The sequence below is a fragment of the Serratia sp. CC22-02 genome, assembly GCF_900182895.1.
Taxonomy (GTDB): Bacteria; Pseudomonadota; Gammaproteobacteria; order Enterobacterales; family Enterobacteriaceae; genus Serratia; species Serratia nevei.
The window spans coordinates 215,184-240,072 of the sequence record NZ_FXUD01000006.1 but is presented as its reverse complement, the minus strand read 5'-3'; the positions used below and the strand labels follow the sequence as shown (position 1 = coordinate 240,072).

General features: G+C 61.4%; 25 protein-coding genes. 10 read left to right on the top strand and 15 right to left on the bottom strand.

Features of this window, described 5'->3' with window-relative positions; all coding sequences use genetic code 11:
* Nucleotides 1-180: 180 nt before the first annotated feature.
* From QOL81_RS19730 to QOL81_RS19720, 3 genes are all read left to right on the top strand, one after another.
* Nucleotides 181-840, top strand: a complete 660-nt coding sequence (locus tag QOL81_RS19730) for a 7-cyano-7-deazaguanine/7-aminomethyl-7-deazaguanine transporter (protein WP_060424186.1) — start codon at nucleotides 181-183, stop codon at nucleotides 838-840.
* 40 nt (nucleotides 841-880) lie between these two features.
* Nucleotides 881-1,315, top strand: a complete 435-nt coding sequence (locus tag QOL81_RS19725) for a GNAT family N-acetyltransferase (protein WP_169317948.1) — start codon at nucleotides 881-883, stop codon at nucleotides 1,313-1,315.
* Nucleotides 1,316-1,395: 80 nt separating this feature from the next.
* Nucleotides 1,396-1,959: a DcrB family lipoprotein gene (locus QOL81_RS19720; protein WP_060424192.1), complete on the top strand. Its 564-nt coding sequence runs from the start codon at nucleotides 1,396-1,398 to the stop codon at nucleotides 1,957-1,959.
* A 35-nt stretch (nucleotides 1,960-1,994) separates the two neighbouring features.
* Here QOL81_RS19720 and glpC read toward each other — a convergent pair whose 3' ends face one another.
* Genes glpC through glpA form a run of 3 tightly spaced genes read right to left on the bottom strand, consistent with a single transcriptional unit; the run spans nucleotide 1,995 to nucleotide 6,098 of the window.
* On the bottom strand, nucleotides 1,995-3,194 hold the full coding sequence (gene glpC, locus QOL81_RS19715) for an anaerobic glycerol-3-phosphate dehydrogenase subunit GlpC (protein ID WP_060424194.1): 1,200 nt from the start codon (nucleotides 3,192-3,194) through the stop codon (nucleotides 1,995-1,997).
* A complete protein-coding gene (gene glpB / locus QOL81_RS19710; RefSeq protein WP_060424196.1) occupies nucleotides 3,191-4,459 on the bottom strand; it encodes a glycerol-3-phosphate dehydrogenase subunit GlpB in 1,269 nt (422 codons plus the stop codon). The genes glpC and glpB overlap by 4 nt, the downstream gene beginning before the upstream one ends.
* Nucleotides 4,449-6,098, bottom strand: coding sequence for an anaerobic glycerol-3-phosphate dehydrogenase subunit A (gene glpA / locus QOL81_RS19705; protein WP_048795660.1), 1,650 nt, complete (start codon nucleotides 6,096-6,098; stop codon nucleotides 4,449-4,451). The genes glpB and glpA overlap by 11 nt, the downstream gene beginning before the upstream one ends.
* Nucleotides 6,099-6,462: 364 nt before the next feature.
* Here glpA and glpT point away from each other — a divergent pair, with 364 nt between their 5' ends.
* Nucleotides 6,463-7,815, top strand: coding sequence for a glycerol-3-phosphate transporter (gene glpT, locus QOL81_RS19700; protein ID WP_047729425.1), 1,353 nt, complete (start codon nucleotides 6,463-6,465; stop codon nucleotides 7,813-7,815).
* An 83-nt stretch (nucleotides 7,816-7,898) separates the two neighbouring features.
* The gene (gene glpQ / locus QOL81_RS19695) at nucleotides 7,899-8,978 is read left to right on the top strand and encodes a glycerophosphodiester phosphodiesterase (protein WP_015376272.1); all 1,080 of its coding nucleotides are present in this window, start codon (nucleotides 7,899-7,901) and stop codon (nucleotides 8,976-8,978) included.
* 216 nt (nucleotides 8,979-9,194) lie between these two features.
* Here the strand turns inward: glpQ and yigL are convergent, their stop codons facing one another.
* On the bottom strand, nucleotides 9,195-9,992 hold the full coding sequence (yigL, locus tag QOL81_RS19690) for a sugar/pyridoxal phosphate phosphatase YigL (RefSeq protein WP_019452532.1): 798 nt from the start codon (nucleotides 9,990-9,992) through the stop codon (nucleotides 9,195-9,197).
* A gap of 4 nt (nucleotides 9,993-9,996) precedes the next feature.
* Entirely contained in the window at nucleotides 9,997-11,040 is a 1,044-nt protein-coding gene (gene pldB, locus QOL81_RS19685) for a lysophospholipase L2 (RefSeq protein WP_060424198.1), read from the bottom strand.
* 147 nt (nucleotides 11,041-11,187) lie between these two features.
* Between pldB and rhtB the strand changes: the two genes are divergently transcribed.
* The gene (gene rhtB, locus QOL81_RS19680; RefSeq protein ID WP_025304879.1) at nucleotides 11,188-11,808 is read left to right on the top strand and encodes a homoserine/homoserine lactone efflux protein; all 621 of its coding nucleotides are present in this window, start codon (nucleotides 11,188-11,190) and stop codon (nucleotides 11,806-11,808) included.
* Nucleotides 11,809-11,856: 48 nt separating this feature from the next.
* Here the strand turns inward: rhtB and rhtC are convergent, their stop codons facing one another.
* From rhtC to pldA, 3 genes are read right to left on the bottom strand one after another with little or no spacing between them, the layout of a single operon-like run.
* Nucleotides 11,857-12,477 carry a threonine export protein RhtC gene (gene rhtC / locus QOL81_RS19675; protein ID WP_142109126.1) on the bottom strand — a complete coding sequence of 207 codons (621 nt, stop codon included), beginning with the start codon at nucleotides 12,475-12,477 and terminating at the stop codon, nucleotides 11,857-11,859.
* Nucleotides 12,478-12,489: 12 nt separating this feature from the next.
* Nucleotides 12,490-14,322, bottom strand: coding sequence for an ATP-dependent DNA helicase RecQ (gene recQ / locus QOL81_RS19670; protein WP_060424201.1), 1,833 nt, complete (start codon nucleotides 14,320-14,322; stop codon nucleotides 12,490-12,492).
* A 43-nt stretch (nucleotides 14,323-14,365) separates the two neighbouring features.
* Nucleotides 14,366-15,244, bottom strand: coding sequence for a phospholipase A (pldA, locus tag QOL81_RS19665; RefSeq protein ID WP_004934270.1), 879 nt, complete (start codon nucleotides 15,242-15,244; stop codon nucleotides 14,366-14,368).
* Nucleotides 15,245-15,447: 203 nt separating this feature from the next.
* Here pldA and QOL81_RS19660 point away from each other — a divergent pair, with 203 nt between their 5' ends.
* Together QOL81_RS19660 and rarD are read left to right on the top strand one after the other, a co-directional pair.
* Nucleotides 15,448-15,918: a thioesterase family protein gene (locus tag QOL81_RS19660; RefSeq protein ID WP_225529365.1), complete on the top strand. Its 471-nt coding sequence runs from the start codon at nucleotides 15,448-15,450 to the stop codon at nucleotides 15,916-15,918.
* 66 nt (nucleotides 15,919-15,984) lie between these two features.
* Nucleotides 15,985-16,872: an EamA family transporter RarD gene (rarD, locus tag QOL81_RS19655; protein ID WP_060424204.1), complete on the top strand. Its 888-nt coding sequence runs from the start codon at nucleotides 15,985-15,987 to the stop codon at nucleotides 16,870-16,872.
* A gap of 16 nt (nucleotides 16,873-16,888) precedes the next feature.
* Here rarD and corA read toward each other — a convergent pair whose 3' ends face one another.
* Entirely contained in the window at nucleotides 16,889-17,839 is a 951-nt protein-coding gene (gene corA, locus QOL81_RS19650; RefSeq protein ID WP_004934262.1) for a magnesium/cobalt transporter CorA, read from the bottom strand.
* A 445-nt stretch (nucleotides 17,840-18,284) separates the two neighbouring features.
* Between corA and QOL81_RS19645 the strand changes: the two genes are divergently transcribed.
* Nucleotides 18,285-18,758, top strand: a complete 474-nt coding sequence (locus tag QOL81_RS19645; RefSeq protein ID WP_025160392.1) for a WbuC family cupin fold metalloprotein — start codon at nucleotides 18,285-18,287, stop codon at nucleotides 18,756-18,758.
* Between the two features lie 45 nt (nucleotides 18,759-18,803).
* Here the strand turns inward: QOL81_RS19645 and uvrD are convergent, their stop codons facing one another.
* The 6 genes from uvrD to lptM form a co-directional block, all read right to left on the bottom strand.
* Entirely contained in the window at nucleotides 18,804-20,966 is a 2,163-nt protein-coding gene (gene uvrD / locus QOL81_RS19640) for a DNA helicase II (RefSeq protein ID WP_038874108.1), read from the bottom strand.
* 78 nt (nucleotides 20,967-21,044) lie between these two features.
* Entirely contained in the window at nucleotides 21,045-21,761 is a 717-nt protein-coding gene (gene yigB, locus QOL81_RS19635; RefSeq protein ID WP_060441210.1) for a 5-amino-6-(5-phospho-D-ribitylamino)uracil phosphatase YigB, read from the bottom strand.
* On the bottom strand, nucleotides 21,761-22,672 hold the full coding sequence (xerC, locus tag QOL81_RS19630) for a tyrosine recombinase XerC (RefSeq protein ID WP_070915644.1): 912 nt from the start codon (nucleotides 22,670-22,672) through the stop codon (nucleotides 21,761-21,763). Before xerC ends, yigB begins: the two co-directional genes overlap by 1 nt.
* On the bottom strand, nucleotides 22,669-23,382 hold the full coding sequence (locus tag QOL81_RS19625; RefSeq protein WP_060424209.1) for a DUF484 domain-containing protein: 714 nt from the start codon (nucleotides 23,380-23,382) through the stop codon (nucleotides 22,669-22,671). Before QOL81_RS19625 ends, xerC begins: the two co-directional genes overlap by 4 nt.
* Nucleotides 23,379-24,203, bottom strand: coding sequence for a diaminopimelate epimerase (gene dapF / locus QOL81_RS19620; protein ID WP_049200051.1), 825 nt, complete (start codon nucleotides 24,201-24,203; stop codon nucleotides 23,379-23,381). Before dapF ends, QOL81_RS19625 begins: the two co-directional genes overlap by 4 nt.
* 71 nt (nucleotides 24,204-24,274) lie before the next feature.
* The gene (gene lptM / locus QOL81_RS19615; protein ID WP_048232385.1) at nucleotides 24,275-24,481 is read right to left on the bottom strand and encodes an LPS translocon maturation chaperone LptM; all 207 of its coding nucleotides are present in this window, start codon (nucleotides 24,479-24,481) and stop codon (nucleotides 24,275-24,277) included.
* Nucleotides 24,482-24,559: 78 nt separating this feature from the next.
* Between lptM and cyaY the strand changes: the two genes are divergently transcribed.
* A complete protein-coding gene (cyaY, locus tag QOL81_RS19610; protein WP_049200053.1) occupies nucleotides 24,560-24,880 on the top strand; it encodes an iron donor protein CyaY in 321 nt (106 codons plus the stop codon).
* Nucleotides 24,881-24,889 lie beyond the last annotated feature (9 nt).

Genomic DNA, 24,889 nt, shown 5'->3' with positions numbered 1-24,889 from the left:
GCATCTCATTAGCGCCTAGTTTACGCCGGTAGTTTTTCTGTGCAAGATGCGTTAACGTTTGCGTTAAATTTAACCATTGCATTGGTTGCGCAAACGCGTATCATGCCGCCGCGCAGCGTTTTTTGCTGTTTTAACAAGACACACTGGGTTCCCTCACCCCACTGCTAAAAAGGCTACAATATGTATTCGTTTACCGCACAGCAGCGCTTCACGGCGTTGGTCTGGCTTTCGCTGTTTCATATCGCCATCATTACCTCCAGCAACTACCTGGTGCAGCTGCCGATCACCGTTTTCGGCTTCCATACCACCTGGGGCGCCTTTACCTTCCCGTTTATCTTCCTGGCGACCGATCTGACCGTGCGCATTTTCGGCGCGCCGCTGGCGCGGCGGATTATCCTGGCGGTGATGGTGCCGGCGCTGTTCATCTCTTACGTGATCTCCACCGTCACCTATCAGGGAGAGTGGCAGGGATTCGCGGCGCTGGGCAGTTTTAACCTGTTCGTGGCGCGCATCGCCGTCGCCAGCTTTATGGCCTACGTGCTCGGCCAGATCCTCGACGTTCACGTCTTCAACCGCCTGCGCCAGCGCAGCGCCTGGTGGGTGGCGCCGGCAGCGGCGATGTTCTTCGGCAACATCAGCGATACGCTGGCGTTCTTCTTCATCGCCTTCTACAAGAGCAGCGATCCCTTCATGGCCAACAACTGGGTGGAGATCGCGCTGGTGGATTACAGCTTCAAGGTGATGATCTGCCTGCTGTTCTTCCTGCCGATGTACGGCGTGTTGCTGAACATGCTGCTCAAACGCATCGCGGCGCGCAGCGGCAGCCTGCAGCCGAGCTGAGCCGTGCTATTCTGGGCGGCCTTATCCTTGGAGGCCGCTCATGACCCCAATCGTTCGCAACGCCACGCTCGAAGAAATCCACCGTCTTTATCAACGCATCCCCGAATTCGGCAACCTGCATAGCCTGGCCGATCTGCAGCGGCGCATCGGCATCGCCCCCGCCAGCCTGTTGATCGCCGAAATCGACGGTCAGCCGGCCGGTTTTAAGCTCGGTTATCAACAGCAGGAAACGGTGTTTTACAGCTGGTTGGGCGGGGTGCTGCCGGCGTTTCGTCGCCACGGCGTGGCGCAGGCCTTGTTGGCCGAACAGGAACGCTGGGCGCAGGCGCAGGGCTATCACCAGCTGACGGTCAAAACCCGTAACCGGTTCCGCGCCATGCTGACGATGCTGCTCACCCATCACTATCAGATTGTTCAGCTGGAAAAGAAAGGCGAAGTGGCTGATTATCGGCTATTACTGGAAAAAAACTTGTGACAACATCTGCCTTGCATTTCAACCTGGAATAGGTTGCGATACGACAGTGAATCCCTACCGGAAAGGAATAAGGAAGCCCGATGCGTAAAGTAGCGAAATTGATGGGTATCAGCCTGCTGGCGCTTGGCCTCGCGGCCTGCGACGGCAACACCAAAGACACCAAGGCAGCGCCAGACGGCGCGGCGGCCAGCGCGCCGGCCGGGCAGCAGGTGAGCCTGCTGGACGGTAAACTGACGTTCACCCTGCCGGTCGGCATGGCGGATCAAACCAGCAAGTTGGAAAAACCGGCCAACAACATGCACGCATATGCTGACAGCACCAGCCAGCGCCTAGTGGTTGTGATCCTGGGCGACAAGACCGCCGACAGTCTGGAAACCCTGGCCCAACGGTTGGAAAACAACCAACGCGCGAACGACGCCAATCTGCAGCTGATTACCAACAAGGCTATCGACGTAGACGGCGTGCCGCTGCGTCAGCTGGACAGCATCGTCACCAACAGTGGCAAGAAAGCTTACTCTTCCATTCTGGTTGGCGCACTGAACAACAACTTGCTGACCATCCAGATCTCGCTGCCGGCAGACAATCAGCAGCAGGCGCAGACCGAAGCCGAAGGCATCATCTCCACCCTGAAGCTGAAGCAGTAATCCCACAGGGGGCCGGTTTGCCGGCCCTTTCGTTTTTACGCCAGCGCCTGCGCCAGCAGGGTGATCGGATGTTCACAGCGCTTGCTGGTGGACATTTCTATCTGCCATTTGCAGGTCTCGCAGTCGGTCACCACCAGATCCACCCCGCTCTCTTCTATCTGCCGGAACAGCGGCGCGCCGATACCTTGCGAAGTGGCATAGTTCTCCGATTTGAACCCGTAGGTGCCGGCGATGCCGCAGCACTGCGAATCCAGCACCACCAGCTCCAGCCCCGGTATCTGCCGCAGCAGCTCCAGGGTGTAGGCGGTCCAGCCCATCTTCTCCATATGGCAAGGCGTGTGATATGCCACCCGCAGCGGCGTGTGCTTCAACGGCAGGCTACGCCCCTGATTGATCAGGCGATAGAGATAGCGCGTCGCCAGCTCCACCCGATCGCGCACCGGGGTGGTGTCCACGTCCAGCAGATGAGGGTATTCGTCGCGCAGGGTGAAGGTGCAGCTCGATGAGGTTGCCACCACCGGGATACCGCGTTCCAACACCGTTTCATGCAGCGATTCGGCGTTGACCCTGGCCTGCTTTTTGGCCTGCTCGATAAACCCGTTGGCGATCAGCGGCACGCCGCAGCATTTCTCGCGTTTCAGCAGCTGCACGCCGATATCCAGCGCGTTGAACACCCGGATCAAATCCTTGCCCAGCTGCGGATGGTTATAGTTGACGAAGCAGCCGTGGAAAAACGCCACCTGCTCGGCATAACGCTGCTGAACCTGCGCCTGTTGCCGGTACCAGCGGCGGAAAGTGCCGAACGAGTATTTCGGCAGTTCGCGACGGTGATCGATCTTCAGCGCCTTGTCCAACAGCTTGCGCACCGGTTTCAGCCCGGTAGCGGCGTTGACGATCGGCGCGAACGGCGTCGACAGCGAGCCCATGATGTCGGTGTGGCTGAGGATGGCGTCGCGCAGCGTCGGCTTGCTCTGGGCGAAGTCGGCGCGGGCGCGCTGAATGATGTCGCCGATTTTGACGTCGGACGGGCAGGCCACTTCACAGCGCTTGCAGTTGGTGCAGTATTTCAGCGCTTCGTCGTACAGCGCCGGATCTTTCAGCCGCAGCCGCTCGCCGTCCGGCCCCGCCTGTTTTGGCCCCGGATAGAGCGGGTTCACTTTGGCGACCGGGCAGTAGGTGGTGCAGACGGTGCATTTGATGCAGCTTTCAAAGCTGTGGTCCTGATGCAGGCTCATGCGTTTTCCTCCGCGGCGATCTGCTGCGCGACGTGCAGCGCACCGATCAATGACACGCCGGCGCCGCAGCCCTGCTGCAGCGGATCGTAGCCGCCGGCGACCGCGCCGATGGCATACAGATTGTCGAACGGCATTCCCTGTTTCATCGCCCGCAGCCTGCCGTCGGTGCGCACGCCAAACTGCAGATAAGGCTGCGGTGCAAACAGCTCGCGCCGGCTCCAGTCGGCGCGATCGGCGCGGCTGTGCACGTCCAGTTCGAAGATCGGCTCGCGCACCCCGTCGAAATCCGCCACCAGCCCGTTGCTGAAGAAGCTGCCGCTGGCCAGCACCACCTGCTGCGCCCGCAGCGGAATATCGCCGTGGTTACGGGTATACAGGCCGGTGACGCGGCCAGCTTCACACTCGGCGCGCAGCACGCTGTCGCCAGGCATGAAAACGCCGCCCAGCTGTTGGAAACGCCGCCGCAGTGCCTGATGCAAGCGCATGCCGGGCACCGAAGGCGGCAGCGTCGGCAGCAGCCGGATCGGTTTGCCGACCGCATCCTGCAGCACCGCCAGCGACGCATCGTCCTCCAGGCCCAAACAGGCCGGCAGGAAGAGCGCGTCGGCCTCGCCCGCCAACCGCCGCAGCTCCTCGGCCATCGGCGGCAGGCTTTCCATCAAATCCAGCACCCGGGCGATGTTCACCGCGCGGAACTCGCTGGGGTTATTGCGCAATCTGTCCAGCGCCGGCATGTGCAGATAGGCTACCTCCGTCTCTACGCCGAGCTCCCGGCTCAGGGAGTCGGCGGCCATCTGCGGCTGGAAGTCGAGGAACCCCTCGATGCCGATCACCGCAATACGCCGCCACGGCAGTTGGCCGGTCAGCGGCAGCGTCGGGATCGCCTGCGGGCTGAGCCAGGTGGCGCGGCGCGTCCCCAGCGGCGTAATACGCAGATGGTTATTGGCGCCCTCGCCCTGCAGGTTCAGCCCGCAGCGCTCCAGCAGCCGCTGCGCGGCGGCGGACAGCGCCGCCACCCGGCCGGGCCCGATCAGGGCATACGGATGCTGCGGCGCCTGCTGCGCCAACTGGGGTAACGCCGCCAGCGGCATCTCGACCGGCGTGCCGTCCGGCAATCTCGCCAGCAGATCGAGCGAGCCGGAGGAGAAGTAGAGCGCGCTCTGGCCGGAACTGACCACCGCACAGCGTTTGCCCTGTTCAGCCACGGCAATGGCGCAGCTCAGGCCGGCCAGGCCGCCGCCAATCACCACTACGTCAAATCGCATCATCCGCCTCCTGCTCCTTGTCGGCCTGGGCCTCAAGCCCGCATAACCCCTGGTAAACCCAGCTGGTAAATTCACTCTCACGCAGCGCATCGCCCCAGGCGATCGGCCGTACGCCTTTCCACCGTTCGTTGAGGAACTGCGACAGCTGCGCGATGGACTGCTGCGGCGTGCTGACCTTGAAGCGCGTCAGCAGCCCGGCGGCGCGGCAGGCGCAGAGTTCCCCCTGGCAGGTGCCCATGCCGACGCGGGTGCGGCGGCGCAGATCCACCAGGTTATTGACGGTCAGCGAATTGACCGCATAGCGCACTTCCCCGGCGGTCACCGCCTCGCATTCGCACACCAGGCTGGTGTCGAGCCGATCGGCCGCCGGCACCTGGCTGGCGCGATCGCCGTGGCGGTAAATTGCCGAGCCGCGAATGCTGGCGGGCAGAGAAACCACGCTGCGCACCGTTTCCTCCGCCGACTGGCGGGAGCCGGGCAACGCGTCCTGCGCGGTGGTGCACGGGCGGTTTACGCCAAGCTTTTCGCACACCTTATCGGTGGCCCACTCCGCCATCAGGCGGTAGGTCATCAGCTTGCCGCCGGTGATGGTGATAAACCCTTCCAGCCCGTCGCGAGCGGCGTGATCGAGCAGCACGATGCCGCGGCTGACGTTGCGCCCGCTGGGATCGTCGTCGCTGGCCACCAGCGGCCGCACCCCGGCATAGGCGCGCAGAATGCGGGTCTGCGCCAGGGTGGGCGCCAGCAGCGCTCCCTCGCGGATCAGAATGTCCACCTCCTGCGGGGTCACCAGCATGTTGTCAATTTGGTCGTAGTCGATATGGGTCGAGGTAGTCCCGATCAACGAGATGGTGTCGCCCGGCACCAGGATGTCGGCATCCGCCGGTTTGCGACAGCGGTTGATCACCATGTTGTTGATACGGTGGCCGAGGATCAGCAGCGCCCCTTTGGCCGGGAACATGCGGATGCGCAAGTCGGCGTATTCGGCGATCTGCTGGCCCCAGATGCCGGCGGCGTTGACCACCACCGGCGCATGCAGCTCATAACGCCGCTGATTCTGATGGTCGTAAACGCGCACGCCCGTCACCCGGTCGCCGCTGCGCAGCAGCCCCACCACCTGGTGGTAGGTCAGGATCTGCGCGCCGTGTTCACGCGCGTCCAGCATGTTGGCGGCGGTCAGCCGGAAGGGATCGACGGTGCCGTCCGGCACCCGCACCGCGCCGATCAGCGCCGGGTTGGCCGCCGGCTCCAGGCGCAGCGCCAGCTGCGGATCGATCGCTTCAGCGTCGATGTCGGCCTGGCGACAGGCGGCGATAAACTGTTGCTGATAGTCCAGCGAGTCCTGCGGCAGGGTGATGAACAGCCCATCGGTGCGCTCGATGCAGTGGTGGGCAATGCGTTTCAGGATGCGGTTCTCTTCGATGCACTCGCGCGCCGACTCGCCGTCGGTCACCGCATAGCGCGCGCCGCTGTGCAGTAAACCGTGGTTGCGGCCGGTGGCGCCGGTGGCGATGTCGTGGCGCTCCAGCAAGATGCAGCGCAAGCCGCGCCGCGCACAGTCGCGGGCGATGCCTGCACCGGTGGCGCCGCCGCCGATGATGATCACATCCGTTTCGCCGCCGTCAAAATAGCTGCTCATGTCGCTCCCTCAGGATCGGTAGTTATGAGCCTATTGAGCCACGGTTATTAGGGTCTTTGTTTGATAAGGAACAATAACGAACATGAAACGAAATAAAAATGTCCACAAAAAACCATCAATGTGATCATAATCACGATTTTTGGACGTTTTTCTATTTCATAACGTTAACGAATCGCTCAAAATCCGCCGTGGTTTCATGAAAGTGTAACAATTGCGCCATTCGTCACAGCGACACCAGGCGTATTTGATGACAATGGCGCTCGTTATGGAACACAAAAACACCACATTCGATATCCGCTCAATCATCAAATGAACGTAAAAGGTCATATTGATGTGATAACAGATAAAGCCATCGGAGGCGCTCATGTTGAGTATTTTTAAGCCGGCCGCACACACCGCCCGTGTGCCGAGCGATAAGGTAGACCCGCTCTACCGTAAGCTGCGCTGGCAAATTTTCCTGGGGATCTTCTTCGGTTACGCCGCTTACTATCTGGTGCGTAAGAACTTCACCCTGGCCATGCCTTACCTGATCGAACAAGGCTTCAGCCGCGGTGACCTCGGCTTCGCGCTGTCGGGCATCTCCATCGCCTACGGCTTCTCCAAATTCATCATGGGTTCGGTCTCCGACCGTTCCAACCCGCGGGTGTTCCTGCCTGCCGGCCTGATCCTGGCGGCGGCGGTGATGTTGTTCATGGGCTTCGTGCCGTGGGCCACCTCCAGCATCGCCATCATGTTCGTCCTGCTGTTCCTGTGCGGCTGGTTCCAGGGCATGGGTTGGCCGCCGTGCGGCCGCACCATGGTGCACTGGTGGTCGCAGAAAGAACGCGGTGGCATCGTTTCCATCTGGAACTGCGCCCACAACGTGGGTGGCGGCCTGCCGCCGCTGCTGTTCCTGCTGGGTATGGCCTGGTTCAACGACTGGCACGCGGCGCTGTACATGCCGGCCTTCGGTGCCATCCTGGTTGCCCTGATCGCCTTCGCCCTGATGCGCGACACCCCGCAATCCTGCGGCCTGCCGCCGATTGAAGAGTACAAAAACGACTATCCGGACGACTACAGCGAAAAAGACGAAGAAGAGCTGACCGCCAAGCAGATCTTCATGCAGTACATTCTGCCGAACAAGCTGCTGTGGTACATCGCGGTCGCCAACGTGTTCGTCTATCTGCTGCGTTACGGCATTCTGGACTGGTCGCCGACCTACCTGAAAGAAGTGAAACACTTCGCGCTGGACAAGTCGTCCTGGGCCTACTTCCTGTATGAATACGCCGGTATCCCGGGCACCCTGCTGTGCGGCTGGATGTCGGACAAAGTGTTCAAAGGCAACCGCGGCGCCACCGGCGTGTTCTTCATGACGCTGGTGACCATCGCCACCGTGGTGTTCTGGATGAACCCGGCCGGTAACCCGACCGTGGACATGATCTGTATGCTGGTCATCGGCTTCCTGATCTACGGCCCGGTGATGCTGATCGGCCTGCACGCGCTGGAGCTGGCGCCGAAGAAAGCCGCCGGCACCGCCGCGGGCTTCACCGGTCTGTTCGGCTACCTGGGCGGCTCGGTTGCGGCCAGCGCCATCGTCGGTTACACCGTGGACTTCTTCGGTTGGGACGGCGGCTTCATGGTGATGATCGGCGGCGGCGTGCTGGCGGTTATCCTGCTGCTGCTGACCATGCTGAACGAAAAGAAACACCACGCGGAAATCGCCGCCAAGCGCGGTTAAGCGTCACACGACTTTTGCATGATTTAAAGGCCGCCCTGCGGCCTTTTTACTACCCTGCCCCCAACAACACGGAGAAAAACGGAATGCGGACTCAAGTCAAAGCCCTGCTGACAGGGATCATTCTCGCCACCTCGATGGTCAGCGCCGCACAGGCGGCGGACAAAGTGGTGATCGCCCACCGTGGCGCCAGCGGCTACCTGCCGGAACACACCCTGCCGGCGAAAGCGATGGCCTACGCCCAGGGCGCCGATTACCTCGAACAAGATCTGGTGATGACCAAGGACAACGAGCTGGTGGTGCTGCACGACCATTACCTCGATCGCGTCACCGACGTCGCCGAACGCTTCCCGGACCGCGCGCGCAAAGACGGCCGCTACTACGCCATCGACTTTACGCTGGCGGAGATCAAATCGCTGAAGTTCACCGAAGGCTTTGAAATCGAAAACGGCAAGAAGGTACAGGGTTATCCTGGCCGCTTCCCGATGGGCAAATCCGACTTCCGCGTACACACCTTCCAGGAAGAGATCGAGTTCGTGCAGGGTCTGAACCATTCGACCGGCAAAAACATCGGCATCTACCCTGAAATCAAGGCGCCGTGGTTCCACAAACAGGAAGGCAAAGACATCTCCAGCAAAGTGCTGGCGGTACTCAAGCAGTACGGTTACACCGGCAAGAACGATAACGTCTACCTGCAGTGCTTCGACGCCAACGAGCTCAAACGCATCAAGAACGAGCTGGAGCCGAAGCTGGGCATGGATCTGAAGCTGGTGCAGCTGATCGCCTATAACGACTGGCAGGAAACCTACGAGCAGAAAGCCGACGGCAAGTGGGTAGAATACGACTACGACTGGATGTTCAAGCCGGGCGCGATGAAGAAAATCGCTCAGTATGCCGACGGCATCGGGCCGGACTACCACATGCTGGTGGTCGCGGATCAATCCAAGCCGGGCCACATCGTGCTGACCGACATGGTGAAAGAAGCGCATGCCAGCAAGCTGGCGGTGCACCCGTTCACCATCCGCGCCGATGCGCTGCCGAAGTACGTGACCGACGTGAACCAGCTGTATGACGTGATTTACAACCAGGCCGGCGTCGACGGTGTGTTCACCGACTTCCCGGACAAGGGCGTGCAGTTCCTGCAGAAGCAGGGCCAGCACAAGTAATGCCAAGGGCGCCGCAAGGCGCCCTTGAATTGCTGACAAAGGAGGAAAAAACGTGGTTTTTCCTCCTTTGTGGATATCAGTCGAAAATCAATAAATTGATTTTCCTTGTTTTTTAGATATTGCCCACTGTCAGCTCGGCAACGTCATCCGGTTTATCATTGACTTTAAGGGCGCCGCAAGGCGCCCTTGTTATTTCAGAGAAACGGCCGGGTGATTTCAGAGGAACATCTTGCGCAGGTAGTGCGGCACCGCGTTATCGACGTTGGAGCCGATCACTTCCAGCTCCGGCAGCATATCCTTCAGGCGCTGATGCGCATCGCGCATGATGCAGCCCTTACCGGCCATCGACAGCATCTCCAGATCGTTCATGCCGTCGCCGAAGGCGATGCACTCTTGCAGCGTATAGCCGATGATCTTGGCCACTTCTTCCAGCGCATGCCCTTTCGACACGCCGCCCGCCATCACTTCCAGGCAGGTCGGGAACGAGAAGCTGACGTTGACCCGATCGCCCCAGCGCGCGTTGATGGCATCTTCCACCTGCAGCAGCCGCTCGTGATCTTCGCAGGTGAAGTAAACCTTGCAGACGCCGTCGGTTTCCAGCAGGCCCGGCTCGAACAGCTGATATTTGAACACCGACTCCTGGAAGAACTCTTCCTGCTCAGGGCTTTCGCGGTTGATGAACCAGTCATCGTTGCGGTAGACGTTGGTGGTGATCTCCGGATCGTCGTGCAGCATGCCGTACAGATCGCGGGCGATATCCCCGTCCAGGTTATGGCTGAAAATCAGCTCGCCGGCGGTGTTGTGCACCCGCGCGCCGTTAGAGGTGATCATAAAGGCGCTGATCTCCAGGCTGTCGCGGATCTGCGCCACGTCGATATGGTGGCGGCCGGTGGCGAACACGAAATGCACGCCGCGCTGGGTCAGCAACTTCAGCGTTTCTTTGGCGTACGGCGACAGGGTATGGTCGGGAGACAGCAGCGTGCCATCTAAATCGGAAGCGACGACGTGATACATAGCGTTATGTTCTAACCTCTGATGGAGTTGTCGGCGGCAGCGCGCCGCCTAAGTGTTGAGCAAAGAAGCGCAGGATTGCGTTCAGTGCTTCGGCGCGCATCGCGTCCCGCTCGAACAGGATCTCATGGCGTGCGCCGTTGATAACCCACGGGAGCCCCCCTTCGCAAGGGCGCCCCGCGTCTGACAGAGCCTGACAAAAAGCCTGATGCGAACGGTTGTCGACCACCCGTTCCTCACCGGCCTGCAAAAGCAACAGCGGCGTTGTTATCTCCCCGGCCTGAGCGATAATCTGCCGGCCGGCGCGGATGCTCTCCCGCACCCAATGGTAGGTCGGCCCGCCCACCTGCAGCTCGGGGTAATCGGCGTAATAGCGCAGGCTGCGCCGATAGCGCTCGCGGCTGTGGGTCAACACGTTGACCACATAGGGCAACGGACGCCACTGGCCGGTGCCCACCGCGTAGTAGTCGCGGATCGCCGGGCGCGTCTCCGCCCAGTCGAGAATGCGGTCGGCCAGCCAGCCCGGCATCGGCAACTGGATGCCGAACATCGGCGCGCAAAACGCCGCCGCGTCGAATGCCTGCGGCCGGCGCTGCAGGAACTGCGCCAGGATCGCACCGCCCATCGAATGCGCCAGCGCGAAGCGCTGCCGATAACCGCGCGATTCGACCTCGCGCTGCCAAAGCTGCTCGAAATCGTCCACGTAGTCGGCGAAGTTTACCACATGACCGCGGTGCGTATCCGCCAGTAAACGGCCGGAGCGCCCCTGGCCGCGATGATCGACGATCACCACGTCGTAACCGCAGTGGAACAGATCGTAGGCCACCTCGGGGTATTTCACGTAGCTTTCGATGCGGCCGGGGCTGACCACCACCACCCGCTGATGTCGCGCGGAGCGAAAACGCACAAAGCGGATCGGCACGCCGTCCACGCCGCTGAACTCGCCCTCTTCCCGCAGCCGCCAGAAGTCCAGCAGCGGCCCGGTGGCGAAGGCAGCGAACTGCGTTTCACGCGTTAACCAGTCATCGGAGCTGAGAGTGAACGAGGTCATCGAGAGCGTTTTCCCTGTGGGGCCGGCGGAAAATGTGACCGCTGGCACAAGAAATCATACTAGCGTATTGTGATTCAATTCTTACAAAAAACGGCGCCGCCTCGGCGCATTGTGGCACAAAACGACACTTTCAGGGAGCCGAGAACCATGACCTTGGACTGGTGGTTAACCTACCTGCTGACCACGCTTATCCTCAGCCTGTCCCCCGGCTCAGGCGCCATCAACACCATGAGCACCGGCATCAGCCACGGCTATCGCGGCGCCGCCGCGTCGATCGCCGGGCTGCAGGTCGGGTTGAGCGCGCACATCGTGCTGGTGGGCATCGGTCTCGGCGCGCTGATTTCTCAATCGCTGCTGGCGTTCGAGCTGCTGAAATGGCTGGGCGCCGCCTACCTGGTGTGGCTCGGCATCCAGCAATGGCGCGCCGCCGGGGCGCTGGATCTGCATGCGCTGGCGGGCAGCATGCCGCGCCGCCGTCTGTTCCGCCGCGCGGTGCTGGTCAACCTGACCAACCCGAAAAGCATCGTGTTCCTCGCCGCGCTGTTCCCGCAGTTCATCTTGCCCAATCAGCCGCAGGCCGAGCAGTATCTGGTGCTCGGCGTCACTACCGTGGTGGTGGATATTCTGGTGATGATCGGTTACGCCACCCTGGCGACGCGCATCGCCGGCTGGCTGAGAACGCCGCGCCAGATGCAGCTGCTCAACCGGGTGTTCGGTTCGCTGTTCATTTTGGTGGCGGGGCTGCTGGCGACCGCCCGCAAAGCCTGACAAAAAAGGCCGGGCATCGCTGCTCGGCCTTGGGCATGTCACTGCCGATCAGCGGGTAAAGATCAGGTGTAACCCGAAGCCGGTGAACAGCACGCCCGCCACCCCGTCGATCCACTTGGCCAACCGCTGGTAGCCGCGGCGCATCGCCGGCAGCGCGAACACCACCGCCACCAGGCTGAACCAGACGAAGGTCTCGGCGACGATCAGCAGGAACAGTCCCCAGCGCGCCCCGGCGCCGACGCTGTCGCCAACGAACAGCGAGAACACGCTGCCGAAATAGATCACCGCTTTCGGGTTGGACAGATTGGTCAGGAAGCCGCGAATAAAGCTGCGCCCGGCCTTCGGCAACGCCACCTGAGTCTCCGCCGCCGGCTGCGCTTGCTGCGCCCGCGCGGAACGCAGCAGCTGCCACCCCATCCAGCACAGGTAAATGCCGCCGCCGACCATGATGATCTGATGCAGCCAGGCCATCTTCTGCAGGATCAGATGCAGCCCCATCAACGCCACGCCGGCCCACACCACGATGCCGAGCGAAATGCCGACCACGCCCATCATCGCCTCGCGGCGCGAGCGGCTGGCGGCGGTTTGCGACACGAAAAAGAAGTCCGGCCCCGGGCTCATCAGCGCAATCAGATGCACCAGCGCCACGGTGAGAAACAGCATCAGCATGATTTATCGCCCTCAGTCTTCGTCATTGTCGAGATGGTCGCGGATCATCGCCATAAAGGGCGCGCCGAAACGCTCCAGTTTGCGCTGGCCGACGCCGTTGACGCTCAGCAGATCGCCGGCCTTGATCGGCATCTGTTCGGCCATTTCCAGCAGCGTGGCGTCGTTGAACACCACGTAAGGCGGAATGTTTTCTTCGTCGGCAATCGATTTGCGCAGTTTGCGCAGCTTGGCGAACAGCTTGCGATCGTAATTGCCGCCGTAGGATTTCTGGTTGGCGCTGCTGCGCGACTTCAGGCTCTGGATGCGCGGCACCGCCAGCTGCAGCGCCACCTCGCCGCGCAACACCGGACGCGCCGCCTCGGTCAATTGCAGCGCCGAGTGCATGGCGATGTTCTGGGTGATAAAGCCCAGGTGGATCAGCTGACGCAGCACGCTGGTCCAGTGTTCGGTGGTTTGATCGCGGCCGATGCCGTACACCGGCAGCTTATCGTGGCCGTATTCGCGAATGCGTTGGTTGTTGGAGCCGCGCAGCACTTCCACGATGTACCCGAGGCCGAAGCGCTGGCCGACGCGGTACACGCAGGACAGCGCCTTGCGCGCGTCCTCTAGTCCGTCGTAGCGCTTGGGCGGATCGAGGCAGATGTCGCAGTTGCCGCAGTTCTCGTGCTTGCCTTCGCCGAAGTAGTTGAGCAGCACCAGACGGCGGCAGGTTTGCGCCTCGGCGAACGCGCCCATGGCGTTCAGCTTGTGGCGCTCGATGTCCAACTGCTGCCCGGCGGGTTTTTCCTCCAGGCAGCGGCGCAGCCAGGCCATGTCGGCCGGATCGTACAGCAGGATGGCTTCGGCCGGCAGGCCGTCGCGCCCGGCGCGGCCGGTCTCCTGATAATAGGATTCGATATTGCGCGGGATGTCGAAATGCACCACGAAGCGCACGTTGGGTTTATTGATGCCCATGCCGAAGGCGACGGTAGCCACCACCACCTGCAAATCGTCACGCTGGAACGCTTCCTGCACCTGCGCGCGGCGATCGTTGTCCAGCCCGGCGTGGTAGGCGCCGACGCTCAGCCCGCGGCTTTGCAGACGCGCGGCGGTGTCTTCCACCTTGGCGCGGCTGTTGCAATAGATAATGCCGCTCTTGCCGCGCTGATCCTGCACGAAGCGCCACAGCTGATCGAGCGGTTTGAATTTTTCCACCAGCGTGTAGCGGATGTTCGGCCGGTCGAAGCTGCTGACCTGCACCAGCGGGTCCTGCAGCGACAGCAGGCGCACGATATCGCCGCGGGTGGACTCGTCGGCGGTGGCGGTCAGCGCGATCACCGGCATCGACGGGAAGCGCTGTTTCAGCTGACCCAGCGCGCGATATTCCGGCCGGAAGTCATGGCCCCACTGCGAAATACAGTGCGCCTCATCCACCGCCAGCATCGCCGGCGGACAGTGATCGAGCAGGCTGAGGAAGCTTTCCATCATCAGCCGTTCCGGGGCGATGTACAGCATCTTGATGGTGCCGTTGCGGCAGCCGGCCATAACGTCCAGCTGCTCCTCGCGGGTTTGCGTCGAGTTGTAGCAGGCGGCGGAAACGCCGTAGGCCAACAGTTGGTCGACCTGGTCCTTCATCAGCGAGATCAGCGGGGAAACCACCAGCGTCAGGCCGTCCATCACCAGCGCCGGGATTTGGTAACACAACGACTTGCCGCCGCCGGTCGGCATCACCACCAGGCAATCCTGCCCGCCGATCGCGGCGTTGATAATCGTTTGTTGGCCCGGACGGAATTGCTGGTAGCCAAAGGTATCGCGCAATACCTGCTCGGCCAGCAACTCTCTGTTAATCACTGCTGCGGTTGACACACACTTCCCCATTTTTTCATCGGTACACACCCACCGGGTATGATTACATAATATCGTTCAGCATGACACCAACGCCCACCCGTGTCTGCCGGAAGTTATAGTCGATCAGCGATTCGCCGTAGCCGCTGAACACCTGGGTATAGAAACGCACGTTGCGGGTGATCGGATAGCTCCAGCCCAGCTCCGCGCCGCCGTAGCCGCTGTTCCAGTTGTAGTGGCTGTCGACGCTGAACACGCTGTCGCCCCAGGCGTAACCGACCTTCAACCGGTAGTATCCCATGTATTTGGTGATGTCCGGGTTGTCGTCGTTGCTCGAGCTCTCCGAGAAACGGAACCAGGGCTTGAGATCCACCTGCCAGTTGCCGTTTTGCGCCATCAGCCGCGCATAGCCGCGATTCCAGCTGCGCGACGTCGGATCCGAACGGCCGTTAGACTGATGGTTAACGCCGATTTCAACATCGCGCAGCGTCCAACCGGCAAAACGGTAATCGGTCGCCCACCCCACGAACAGCTGCGGCTCGTAGTTGGTTTCGCGGAACGGCGAAGACTCGCCGCGGTTGGACAATTGCCACCAGGAGCGCTGAGTATAAGACGCGCCGAGCACCGAGTTGTCGCCGGCAATGCCCCGCCACAGCGGAAACGCCAGGCTAAGCTGGTATTTCACCTCGTCCTTGCGCGCCTTGTCGGCCCAGTTGTACGTCTTGATGGCCTCTTTGTTGATATCGCTGGTGTCGGTGTACAGCAGATAATTGGGATCGTAAGGATACAGCGTGAACGGATTATCGTGCTCCTGCAGCAGGTTGGCGATAATGCTGCCGCGCACCGCCGGCTTATCGTGAATCTGCTGCTCTTTGGCTTCCTCAGCCAATGCCAGCGCTGGCATCAGCAGCGTGGCGGAAACGATCCCTGACAAAATGCGCATAACCTCTCCTCACTCCAACGAAAAAGGGCAAGCCCGGAAAAAATCAGGCCATTTTACACACAAAGGAGGCTTTACCGCAGCGCAGGTCGGTTTTATTGGAATAGTCTGGAAAGCAACAAAGGTTAAGCATAAAATCAACATTCCATTAACCTGGACTGACCAGTTAGCTCCCTTAAAACGCAAAAGAAAAACGGAAACCCGCTATGTCGACCACATCACTGACCCTGGAAGCCGCCCGCCGCAAGATCGGCGAAATCTTTGTCTACCACATGCCGTTCAACCGCGAGCTTGGCCTGGAGCTACGCCGCTTCGACGATGATTACGTCGAGCTGAGCTTCACCAACCAACGCAAGCTGGTGGGCAACGCGGCACAGGAAATTCTGCACGGTGGCGTGATCGCCGCGGTGCTTGACGTCGCCGCCGGATTGGCCTGCGCCGGCGGCGTGCTGACGCGCCTGGAGCCGCTGATCGAAGAGGAGATCGCCGCCAAGCTGTCGCGCATGGGCACCATCGATCTGCGCGTCGATTACCTGCGCCCCGGCCGCGGCGAGCACTTCGTCGCCTCCGCCAGCGTGCTGCGCAGCGGCAACAAAGTCGCCGTCGCGCGCGTAGAGCTGCATAACCACGACGGCCTGCATATCGCGAGCGCCACCGCCACCTATCTGGTCGGCTGATGATTGTGTGCGGTGAGCGTCTTCAGTACACTCACCGCATCTTACGTTCCCCACCCGAGTGACGTCATGGACGCAAAGCAAACGCGTCAGGGCATTTTCTTCGCCCTGGCCGCCTATTTTATGTGGGGCATCGCCCCGGCCTATTTCAAACTGATTCAGCAAGTGCCCGCCGATGAGATCCTCACCCACCGGATCATCTGGTCGTTTTTCTTCATGCTGGCGCTGATCTCGCTGGGCCGCAGCTGGCCGAAAGTGCGGGCCGCCTGTCAAAATCGCAAACGGCTGCTGCTGCTGGCGGTCACCGCGCTGTTGATCGGCGGCAACTGGCTGCTGTTCATCTGGGCGGTGAACAACCACCATATGCTCGAGGCCAGCCTGGGCTACTTCATCAACCCGCTGGTTAACGTGCTGTTGGGAATGCTGTTTCTCGGCGAACGCTTCCGCCGCATGCAGTGGGTGGCGGTGGCGCTGGCGTTCACCGGGGTGCTGGTACAGCTCTGGCAGTTCGGCTCGTTGCCGATCATCGGTCTGGGGCTGGCGTTCAGCTTCGCCTTCTACGGCCTGCTGCGCAAGAAAATCGCCATCGACGCCCAGACCGGCATGCTGATCGAAACGCTGTGGCTGCTGCCGGTGGCGGCGGCCTATCTGTTCCTGTTCGCCGACAGCCCCACCAGCCACCTGAGCGCCAACCCGTGGTCGCTGAACCTGCTGCTGGTCGCCGCCGGCATCGTCACCACCGTGCCGCTGCTGTGCTTCACCGCGGCGGCCACCCGGCTGCGCCTGTCGACACTCGGTTTCTTCCAGTATCTCGGCCCGACGCTGATGTTCCTGCTGGCGGTCACCTTCTACGGCGAAACCGTCGGCCAGGACAAACTGGTGACCTTCGGCTTTATCTGGGCGGCGCTGATCCTGTTCACCCTCGACGCGCTCTATACCCAGCGCAAGCTGCGCTGAGCCCGGCGCCGCCGGGTTACAGCCAGTTCTTGCGCTTGAAGTACAGGTAAGGGGCCAGGCCAGCCAGGATCATCAAGGTGATGGCGCCCGGGTAGCCGAACGACCATTTCAGCTCCGGCATGAATTCGAAGTTCATGCCGTAGCTGGAGGCCACCAGCGTTGGCGGCAGGAACACCACCGACACCACCGAGAAGATCTTGATGATGCGGTTCTGCTCGATGTTGATGAAGCCCATCGCCGCCTGCATCAGGAAGTTCACTTTCTGGAACAGCGATTCGTTGTGCGGCAGCAGGGATTCGATGTCGCGCAGCACTTCACGCGCCTGCTCCAGCTGGCCGGTCGGCAGACGCGCCTTGCGCACCAGGAAGTTGAGCGCGCGCTGGGTATCCATCAGACACAAACGCACCTTCCAGCCGATATCTTCCAGCTCCGCCAGCGTCGACAGCGCGGCGTCGTATTCGTCGCCCTGATGCCCTTCCATGATCACCCGGCTGAGCTGTTCCAGATCGCTGTAGATGTTCTCTATCTCGTCCGCCAACTGCTCAATCTTGGTTTCGAACAGATCCAGCAGCAGTTCGTAGGCGTTGCCTTCGAGCATGGTCTGGTTGCGGGCGCGCATGCGGTACAGGCGAAACGCCGGCAGTTCACGCTCGCGCAGGGTATACAGGCGGCCGTCGCGGATGGTGAACGCCACCGTGGAATTGCCGGCGTGATCTTCCGCGTCTTCAAAGTAGAAGAAGGAGTGGATATGCAGACCGTCTTCGTCTTCGAAGAAACGGGCGGAGGCTTCGATGTCGTCCAGCTCGGGACGCGTCGCCAGGCTTTGTCCCAGCTCATTCTGCACGCGCTCACGCTCGCCCTCTTCCGGCTCGACCAGGTCAACCCACAGCGATGACGTAAGATCATCCGAGTCGTCCAGCTCCAGACGGGACAAGCGGCGGTTATCTAATTTAAAAGCGCTCAGCATGTGCCAAAACTCCGTGAAGGTAACGGGTGCGGACAACGCGTTGAAGCACAGAAACAGAGGGGATGCGTATCACCGATTTGTTTCAGACCATGAAGAGATCTGACTCATAGCGACGCTTTGCGGGGTCGCCGACAACCACGAAGGCTATCAGCAAAAACGGAGAGCCTTAGAAGTTATACCTGCGGCGCAGGTCAGTGAGCCAGTATCTACTGGGTGTGTCCAAGGCGTCTGTCCTCAATGATAATAGTGCGCGCATGTTACGCCGAGAGGAAAAAGCCTGTCAACACGTTAGGCGGGATAATTGCGCAACAAATCATCACGATGATCAATGGTAAAAATGGCGCTTAAACCGTGCTGAAAAAGTCGCGGCGATCGCTTACCGCCACCAAGAATGTTGTTAAGATGACATCACCCTAATGGTACGACAAGCATGCGGATTTAAATGATGAAACAGATTACCGCCCATGAACTGACCGCGATGAGCGAACAGGCCGCCAGCGTGGCCCGCCTGCGCGCGCACCGCACTTTACACGAAGAGTTGAGCGACCCGGTGCAACGCCTGGCGATCGCCATGGAACCCGGCACCTATATCCGCCCGCACCGTCACCCGCAAACCTGGGAATTGCTGACGCCGCTGCGCGGCCGTTTTGTCGTGTTGCAGTTCAACGATGACGGCGTCGTCACGCAGCGCACCCTGCTCGGCGAAGAAACCAAAGTGCTGGAGATGCCGGCATTTACCTGGCATGCGGTGCTGTCGGTCGATGCCGGCGGCGTGGTATTCGAAGTGAAGCAGGGCCCGTATCAGGCACTGACCGAAGAGGACTGCATGCAATGGGCGCCGCAGGAAGGCGGCGAAGGCACCGAAGCGGTGATGCGCTGGTATGCCACCGCGCAGGTCGGCGATCGCTACCCTCACTGATAATGAACGATTGCAGGGGCATGCCCCTGCAACTCTCCCCTCTCTTTATACCGTTTCCAGGCGAGCGTAGGCCGCCACCAGCCACTTGATGCCCTCGCCCGGGAAAGCGATCTGCAGCCGGCTGTGCTCGCCGCTGCCCTCCAGATTGACGATGGTGCCTTCGCCAAACTTGGGATGGCGCACGCGCTGGCCCAGCTTGTAACCAGTATCGTTCTCGCTGATCGGCGTACCCATGCGGCGGTGATTGACCGGGCGCGATACGCTGGCGCGCAGGCGCACTTCTTCCACACACTCTTCCGGCAGCTCGCCGATAAAGCGCGACGGCCGGTGGTAAACCTCTTTACCGTACAGACGGCGCGTTTCGGCATAGGTCAGCGTCAGCTTCTGCATGGCGCGCGTTACGCCCACATAGGCCAGGCGGCGCTCCTCTTCCAGACGGCCGCCTTCATCCAGCGACATCTGGCTCGGGAACATGCCTTCTTCCATGCCGACGATAAACACCAGCGGGAACTCCAGGCCCTTGGCGGAGTGCAGGGTCATCAGCTGCACCGCGTCCTGGTAGGCGTCGGCCTGCCCTTCGCCCGCCTCCAGGGCCGCATGCGACAGGAACGCCTGCAGCGGCATCAGATCCTGATCTTCTTCCTGATAGCTGAACTGGCGCGTCGCCGTCACCAGTTCCTCAAGGTTTTCGATGCGCGCCTGCCCCTTTTCGCCTTTCTCCTGCTCATACATGATGAACAGCCCGGAATCGCGGATCACCCGGTCGGTCTGCACGTGGAGCGGCATGTCGGCGGTTTCATGCGCCAGCGACTCCACCAGTTCGATAAAGCGCTGCAGCGCCGACGCGGCGCGGCCGGCCAACACTTTGTCCTGCATCAGCTCGCGCGTCGCCTGCCACAGCGTCAGCTGGCGATCGCGCGCCGCCTGGCGCACCACGTCGAGGGTACGATCGCCGATGCCGCGCGTCGGGGTGTTGACCACGCGCTCGAAGGCCGCATCGTCGTTGCGGTTGGAAATGAGGCGCAGGTAAGCCAGCGCATCCTTGATTTCCTGGCGTTCGAAGAAGCGCTGGCCGCCGTAGATGCGGTACGGCATCGCCGTCTGCAGCAGCGCCTCTTCCAGCACGCGCGACTGGGCGTTGCTGCGGTACAGGATGGCGCAGTCGTTCAGCGCCCCGCCGTTGTCCTGCCAGGTCTTGATGCGGTTGACCACGAAGCGCGCTTCGTCGAGTTCGTTGAAGGCGCAGTAGATGGAGATCGGTTCGCCTTCGCCGCCTTCGGTCCACAGGTTTTTACCCATGCGCCCGTCGTTGTTGGCGATCAGGGTGTTGGCCGCTTTCAGGATGTTGCTGGTGGAACGGTAGTTCTGCTCCAGGCGGATGGTTTCCGCGCCGGGGAAATCTTTCAGGAAGCGCTGGATGTTTTCCACCTGCGCGCCGCGCCAACCGTAGATCGACTGGTCATCGTCACCGACGATCATCACGTTGCTGTTGCCGCCCGCCAGCAGACGGATCCAGGCGTACTGGATGCTGTTGGTATCCTGGAATTCGTCCACCAGCACGTTGGTGAAACGTTCGCGGTAGTGGTTGAGGATATGCGGCTTGTTCAGCCACAGCTCGTGCGCGCGCAGCAGCAGCTCGGCGAAATCCACCAGCCCCGCGCGATCGCAGGCTTCCTGATAGGCCTGGTAGATGCGCAGCCAGGTGGCCTCTACCGGGTTGTTGTAGGTCTCGACGTGCTGTGGCCGCAGGCCCTCGTCTTTCTTGCCGTTGATGTACCACATCGCCTGACGCGGCGGCCACTGCTTCTCGTCGACGTTCAGCGCCTTGATGATGCGCTTGAGCAGCCGCAGCTGGTCGTCGCTGTCGAGGATCTGGAAATCCTGCGGCAGGTTGGCTTCCAGATGGTGGGCGCGCAACAGACGATGCGCCAGGCCGTGGAAGGTGCCGATCCACATGCCGCCCTGGCTGGTTCCGATCAGATGTTCGATACGGTGGCGCATTTCCGCCGCCGCCTTGTTGGTGAAGGTCACCGCCATGATCGAATACGGCGAACAGTTCTCCACCGACAGCAGCCAGGCGATGCGATGCACCAGTACCCGGGTCTTGCCGCTGCCCGCCCCGGCCAGAACCAACAGGTTGCTGCGCGGCGCCGCCACGGCTTCACGTTGTTTTTCATTCAGGCTGTCGAGCAGATCGGAGACGTCCATAGGCACCACTAATGGTTAAGGGAAAACCCGCCGCTGACGGGTTTTTCACTGGAAATTTATACAGAGTTCTGGCAGGGATTATAACAATGCTGTCAGCGATGCCAACTGCGAAATCTCAATATGCGGCAGCAGGCGGCTGTCGGCAGCCCGCATCAGATCCCGTTGCCGATCGTTGATCCAACAGGCCTGCAGCCCCGCGCGCAGCGCGCCGGCGACGTCGGTAGTCAGATCGTCGCCCACGTGCAGGATCTGCTCGGGCGCCACGCCCAGCCGCTCGACGGCCAGGTGGTACATGTCCTGGTACGGTTTGGCGCGGCCGTCCGGCCCGGAGCGCAACACGAACTGGAAGTAGCCGTCCAGGCCACACTGTGCCGGATCGGCGTTGCCGTTGGTGATCGCCACCAGCGGATAGCGCGCGGCCAGCGCCTTCAGCGTGGCGTGGGTCGCTTCCGGTACCTCGATGCGGCTGCGCCACAGCGCGAAGTTTTGCATCGCCGCATCGGCCCCGATCGCCGCGTCGGCATCGCGCAGCCCCTGCCGGCTCAGCGCCAGATGAATAGCGCGCCAGCGCCACTGGGTGACGTCGTGGTAGATCTCCGGATCCTGCTCGCGCAGCTCCTGACGCAGGCGGTGGAAATCCGCCGACTGGAAGCTGTTCAGACCGGGATGGTAGCTCTGCAGGAAGGCCACCGACTGTTGTTCGGTCTGTCTAATCACCGGGCGATTGTCATACAGCGTGTCGTCCAGATCGAAAGTCAGCGCCGCCAGCGGGCGCAGCGGGCGATAAAAATGCATCAGGATTTCCCCCGTTTGGCGCGCGGATGCGTGGCATCGTACACGTTCGCCAGATGTTGAAAGTCGAGGTGGGTATAAATTTGCGTGGTGGTCAGGTTGGCGTGGCCGAGCAGCTCCTGCACCGCGCGCAGATCGCCGCTGGACTCCAGCATGTGGGTAGCGAAGGAGTGGCGCAGCTTGTGCGGGTGGATATGGCTGTTGACGCCCTGTTTCACGCCCCATTCGGCGAAGCGCTTTTGCACATTGCGCGTCGAAATGCGCCGCCCCTGATTGGACAGGAACATCGCGTCATCTTCCGGCCCGAACAGATCGCGCATCGCCAGCCAGTGTTCCAGCCAGGTGACGGCGGTGCGCCCGATCGGCAATTTGCGCTCTTTGCTGCCTTTCCCCATCACCCACACCTCGCCGGCGGCCATGTCGACATGGCGGCAATCCAGCCCCACCAGCTCGGAGAGGCGCAGGCCGGCGCCGTACATCACCTCCAGCATGGCGCGATCGCGCACCGCCAGCGGATCGTTGAGATCGATCTCCAGCAGCTGGTTCATTTCATCGACGTCGATGTTTTTCGGCAGATGGCGGCCGCTGCGCGGCGTGCGGATGCCTTTGGCGGGGTTGGCGTGCAATACGCCCTGGCTGACCAGCCAGTCGAGGAAACTGCGCAACGAAGAGAGCCGCAGCGCCAGGCTGGCGGACTGCAGGCCGGCGCGTTTGCTGCGCGCCGCCAGCATGCGCACCCGGGCGGCGTCCAGCGCCGTCCAGTCGGTGACGCCAATCTCCTGCGCCAGGCGCATCAGCGCCGCCAGCTGGCGCGAATAGCTGAGCTGCGTCAGCGGGCTGAGTTGCCGTTCTACCTTGAGATAACGCAGAAAAGCGTCCACCGGCTGCTGCAGGCTGGGCGCAATCGGCGTCATGCGCGTTCGACCCAGCGTTCCAGCAGTTCCGGCAGCATGCGCGCCAGTTGATTGAGCATCACCGTGCCCATGCCCTGCTGATAGTGTTGCGTATCGCGGCTGCTGAAGATCACCATGCCCAGTTCGCCGTCGTCGCCCAGCATCGACAGCGCCACCGAGCCAATCTGGCCAATCTGTTTGGCCTGCGGCAGCAGCAGCAGCAGTTCGGGGCCGTTCAGGCCGCCGAGGTAGTGTTGTTCGCTGCCCAGCCGCTGAATGCGGAACGGCTCGAACGCCGAACGCGTCAGCGCCAGGTGGGTAAAGTCGGAAGGCGCGCCGATCTTCCAGCGTTCGGCGAACAGGCGCACCGTGGCACCGGCCAAACCGAAGCCGCGCGCCCAGCGCTGCAGCCGGTTGAGCATGTCCTGCAGGCTATCGGCGGTGGCCAAATCGGCCTGCAGGTGCAGCAACCGGGCGAACAGCGCTTCGTTGGCGCTGGCCTGTTCCATCAACAGCGTGATCTCTTCTTCCAGCCGTTCGATGTGATTGCGCTGGCGGGCCAGATGCCATTCCACCAGCGAAACGGTGCCGCGCACCGGGTGCGGCACGCGCATCTGCTCAACCTGGCGTGCGTTGCGAATAAAGAAATCCGGGTTCTGCAGCAGATACTGCATCACGGTGTCGTCATCCAGCGCCAGGCCGGCGACGCTCTGTTCTTCTACGCTCTTCATAGATGAATAAATCCGTCATAGACATGGGTTGCCGGGCCGGTCATAAACAGCGGGTTGCCCGGCCCTTTCCAGCGAATATGCAGGCTGCCGCCCGGCAGTTCTACATGCACCTCTTCTGACAGCAATTCCTGTTGGATCCCCACCGCTACCGCCGCACAGGCGCCGCTGCCGCAGGCCTGCGTTTCGCCGGCGCCGCGCTCGTAAACGCGCAGCTTGATGTGATCGCGGCTGACCACCTGCATAAAGCCGATGTTGGCCCGTTCCGGGAAGCGCTCATGCCCTTCCAGCACCGGCCCGAGCAGCTCCACCTTGGCGGTTTTTACATCATCCACCTGCAAAACACAATGCGGGTTGCCCATCGACACCACGCCGCACAGCACGGTCTGTTCCGCCGCGCGCATGATGTAGGTCTTTTCGGCCTTGGCGGCGCGGAACGGCACCGCCTGCGGATCGAAGTTCGGCTCGCCCATGTTGACGCACACCAGATCGTCGTCGGTGACGCTGAGCACCATGCGCCCGGTTTGGGTGCTGACGCGGATATCGCGCTTGTTGGTCAGCCCTTTCAGCCGCACAAAGCGCGCGAAGCAGCGCGCGCCGTTGCCGCACTGCGCCACTTCGCTGCCGTCGGCGTTGAAAATTCGGTAGTGAAAATCCAGCTCGGGATCGTAAGGCGGTTCTACCACCAGCATCTGGTCAAAGCCGACGCCCAGGTGCCGATCGGCCAGCCGGCGGATCAGCTCAGGTGAAAAATAGACATTCTGTGTAACGGCATCGACCACCATAAAGTCGTTGCCCAGACCGTGCATTTTGGAGAACTGCATATCATACTCCGCTATCTGGACGCGCTATCCGTCTTGATTTTGCGGCGGCGCTCGCCACCGCAAACAGGGTGTTACTGGTCGACCATCGACGGTTTTTGCTGAGAGCCAGACTGCTCCTGCTGGTTCTTTTGCACCTGATCGCCCGTTTGCACCGGCGGCTTGGCCGGTTTTTGGCCGGCGGAATCGGCAGGTGGGAAGTAAAGCGGGCCCTTCAGACCACAGCCGGCGAGGCCGGTAAGCAGAACTGCCATCAGCGCATAGCGTAGTTGTTTTTTCATTTGCATTAATGCCTGTAATTCATGCGTCCAAGGTCTCTATAATCGCAGGTGGATCATGAAAAGCAATAGGAATTGAATATGAACGACAGCGAGTTTCATCAGTTGGCCGACCAGCTGATGCTGAATATTGAAGAGACACTGGACGATTTTGACGGCGATGCGGACATCGATTACGAAACCAATGGCGGCGTGATGACGCTGAGCTTCGAAAACGGCACCAAAATCGTCATCAACCGCCAAGAGCCGCTGCACCAGGTGTGGCTCGCCACCAAGGCCGGCGGTTACCACTTCAACTACCGCGACGGCGTCTGGCTATGCGATCGCAGCGGGCAGCCGTTTTATCAGCTGCTCAGCGAAGCGGCCAGCGCACAGGCCGGTGAGGAACTGCAGTTTTCCTGAGGCGATGCA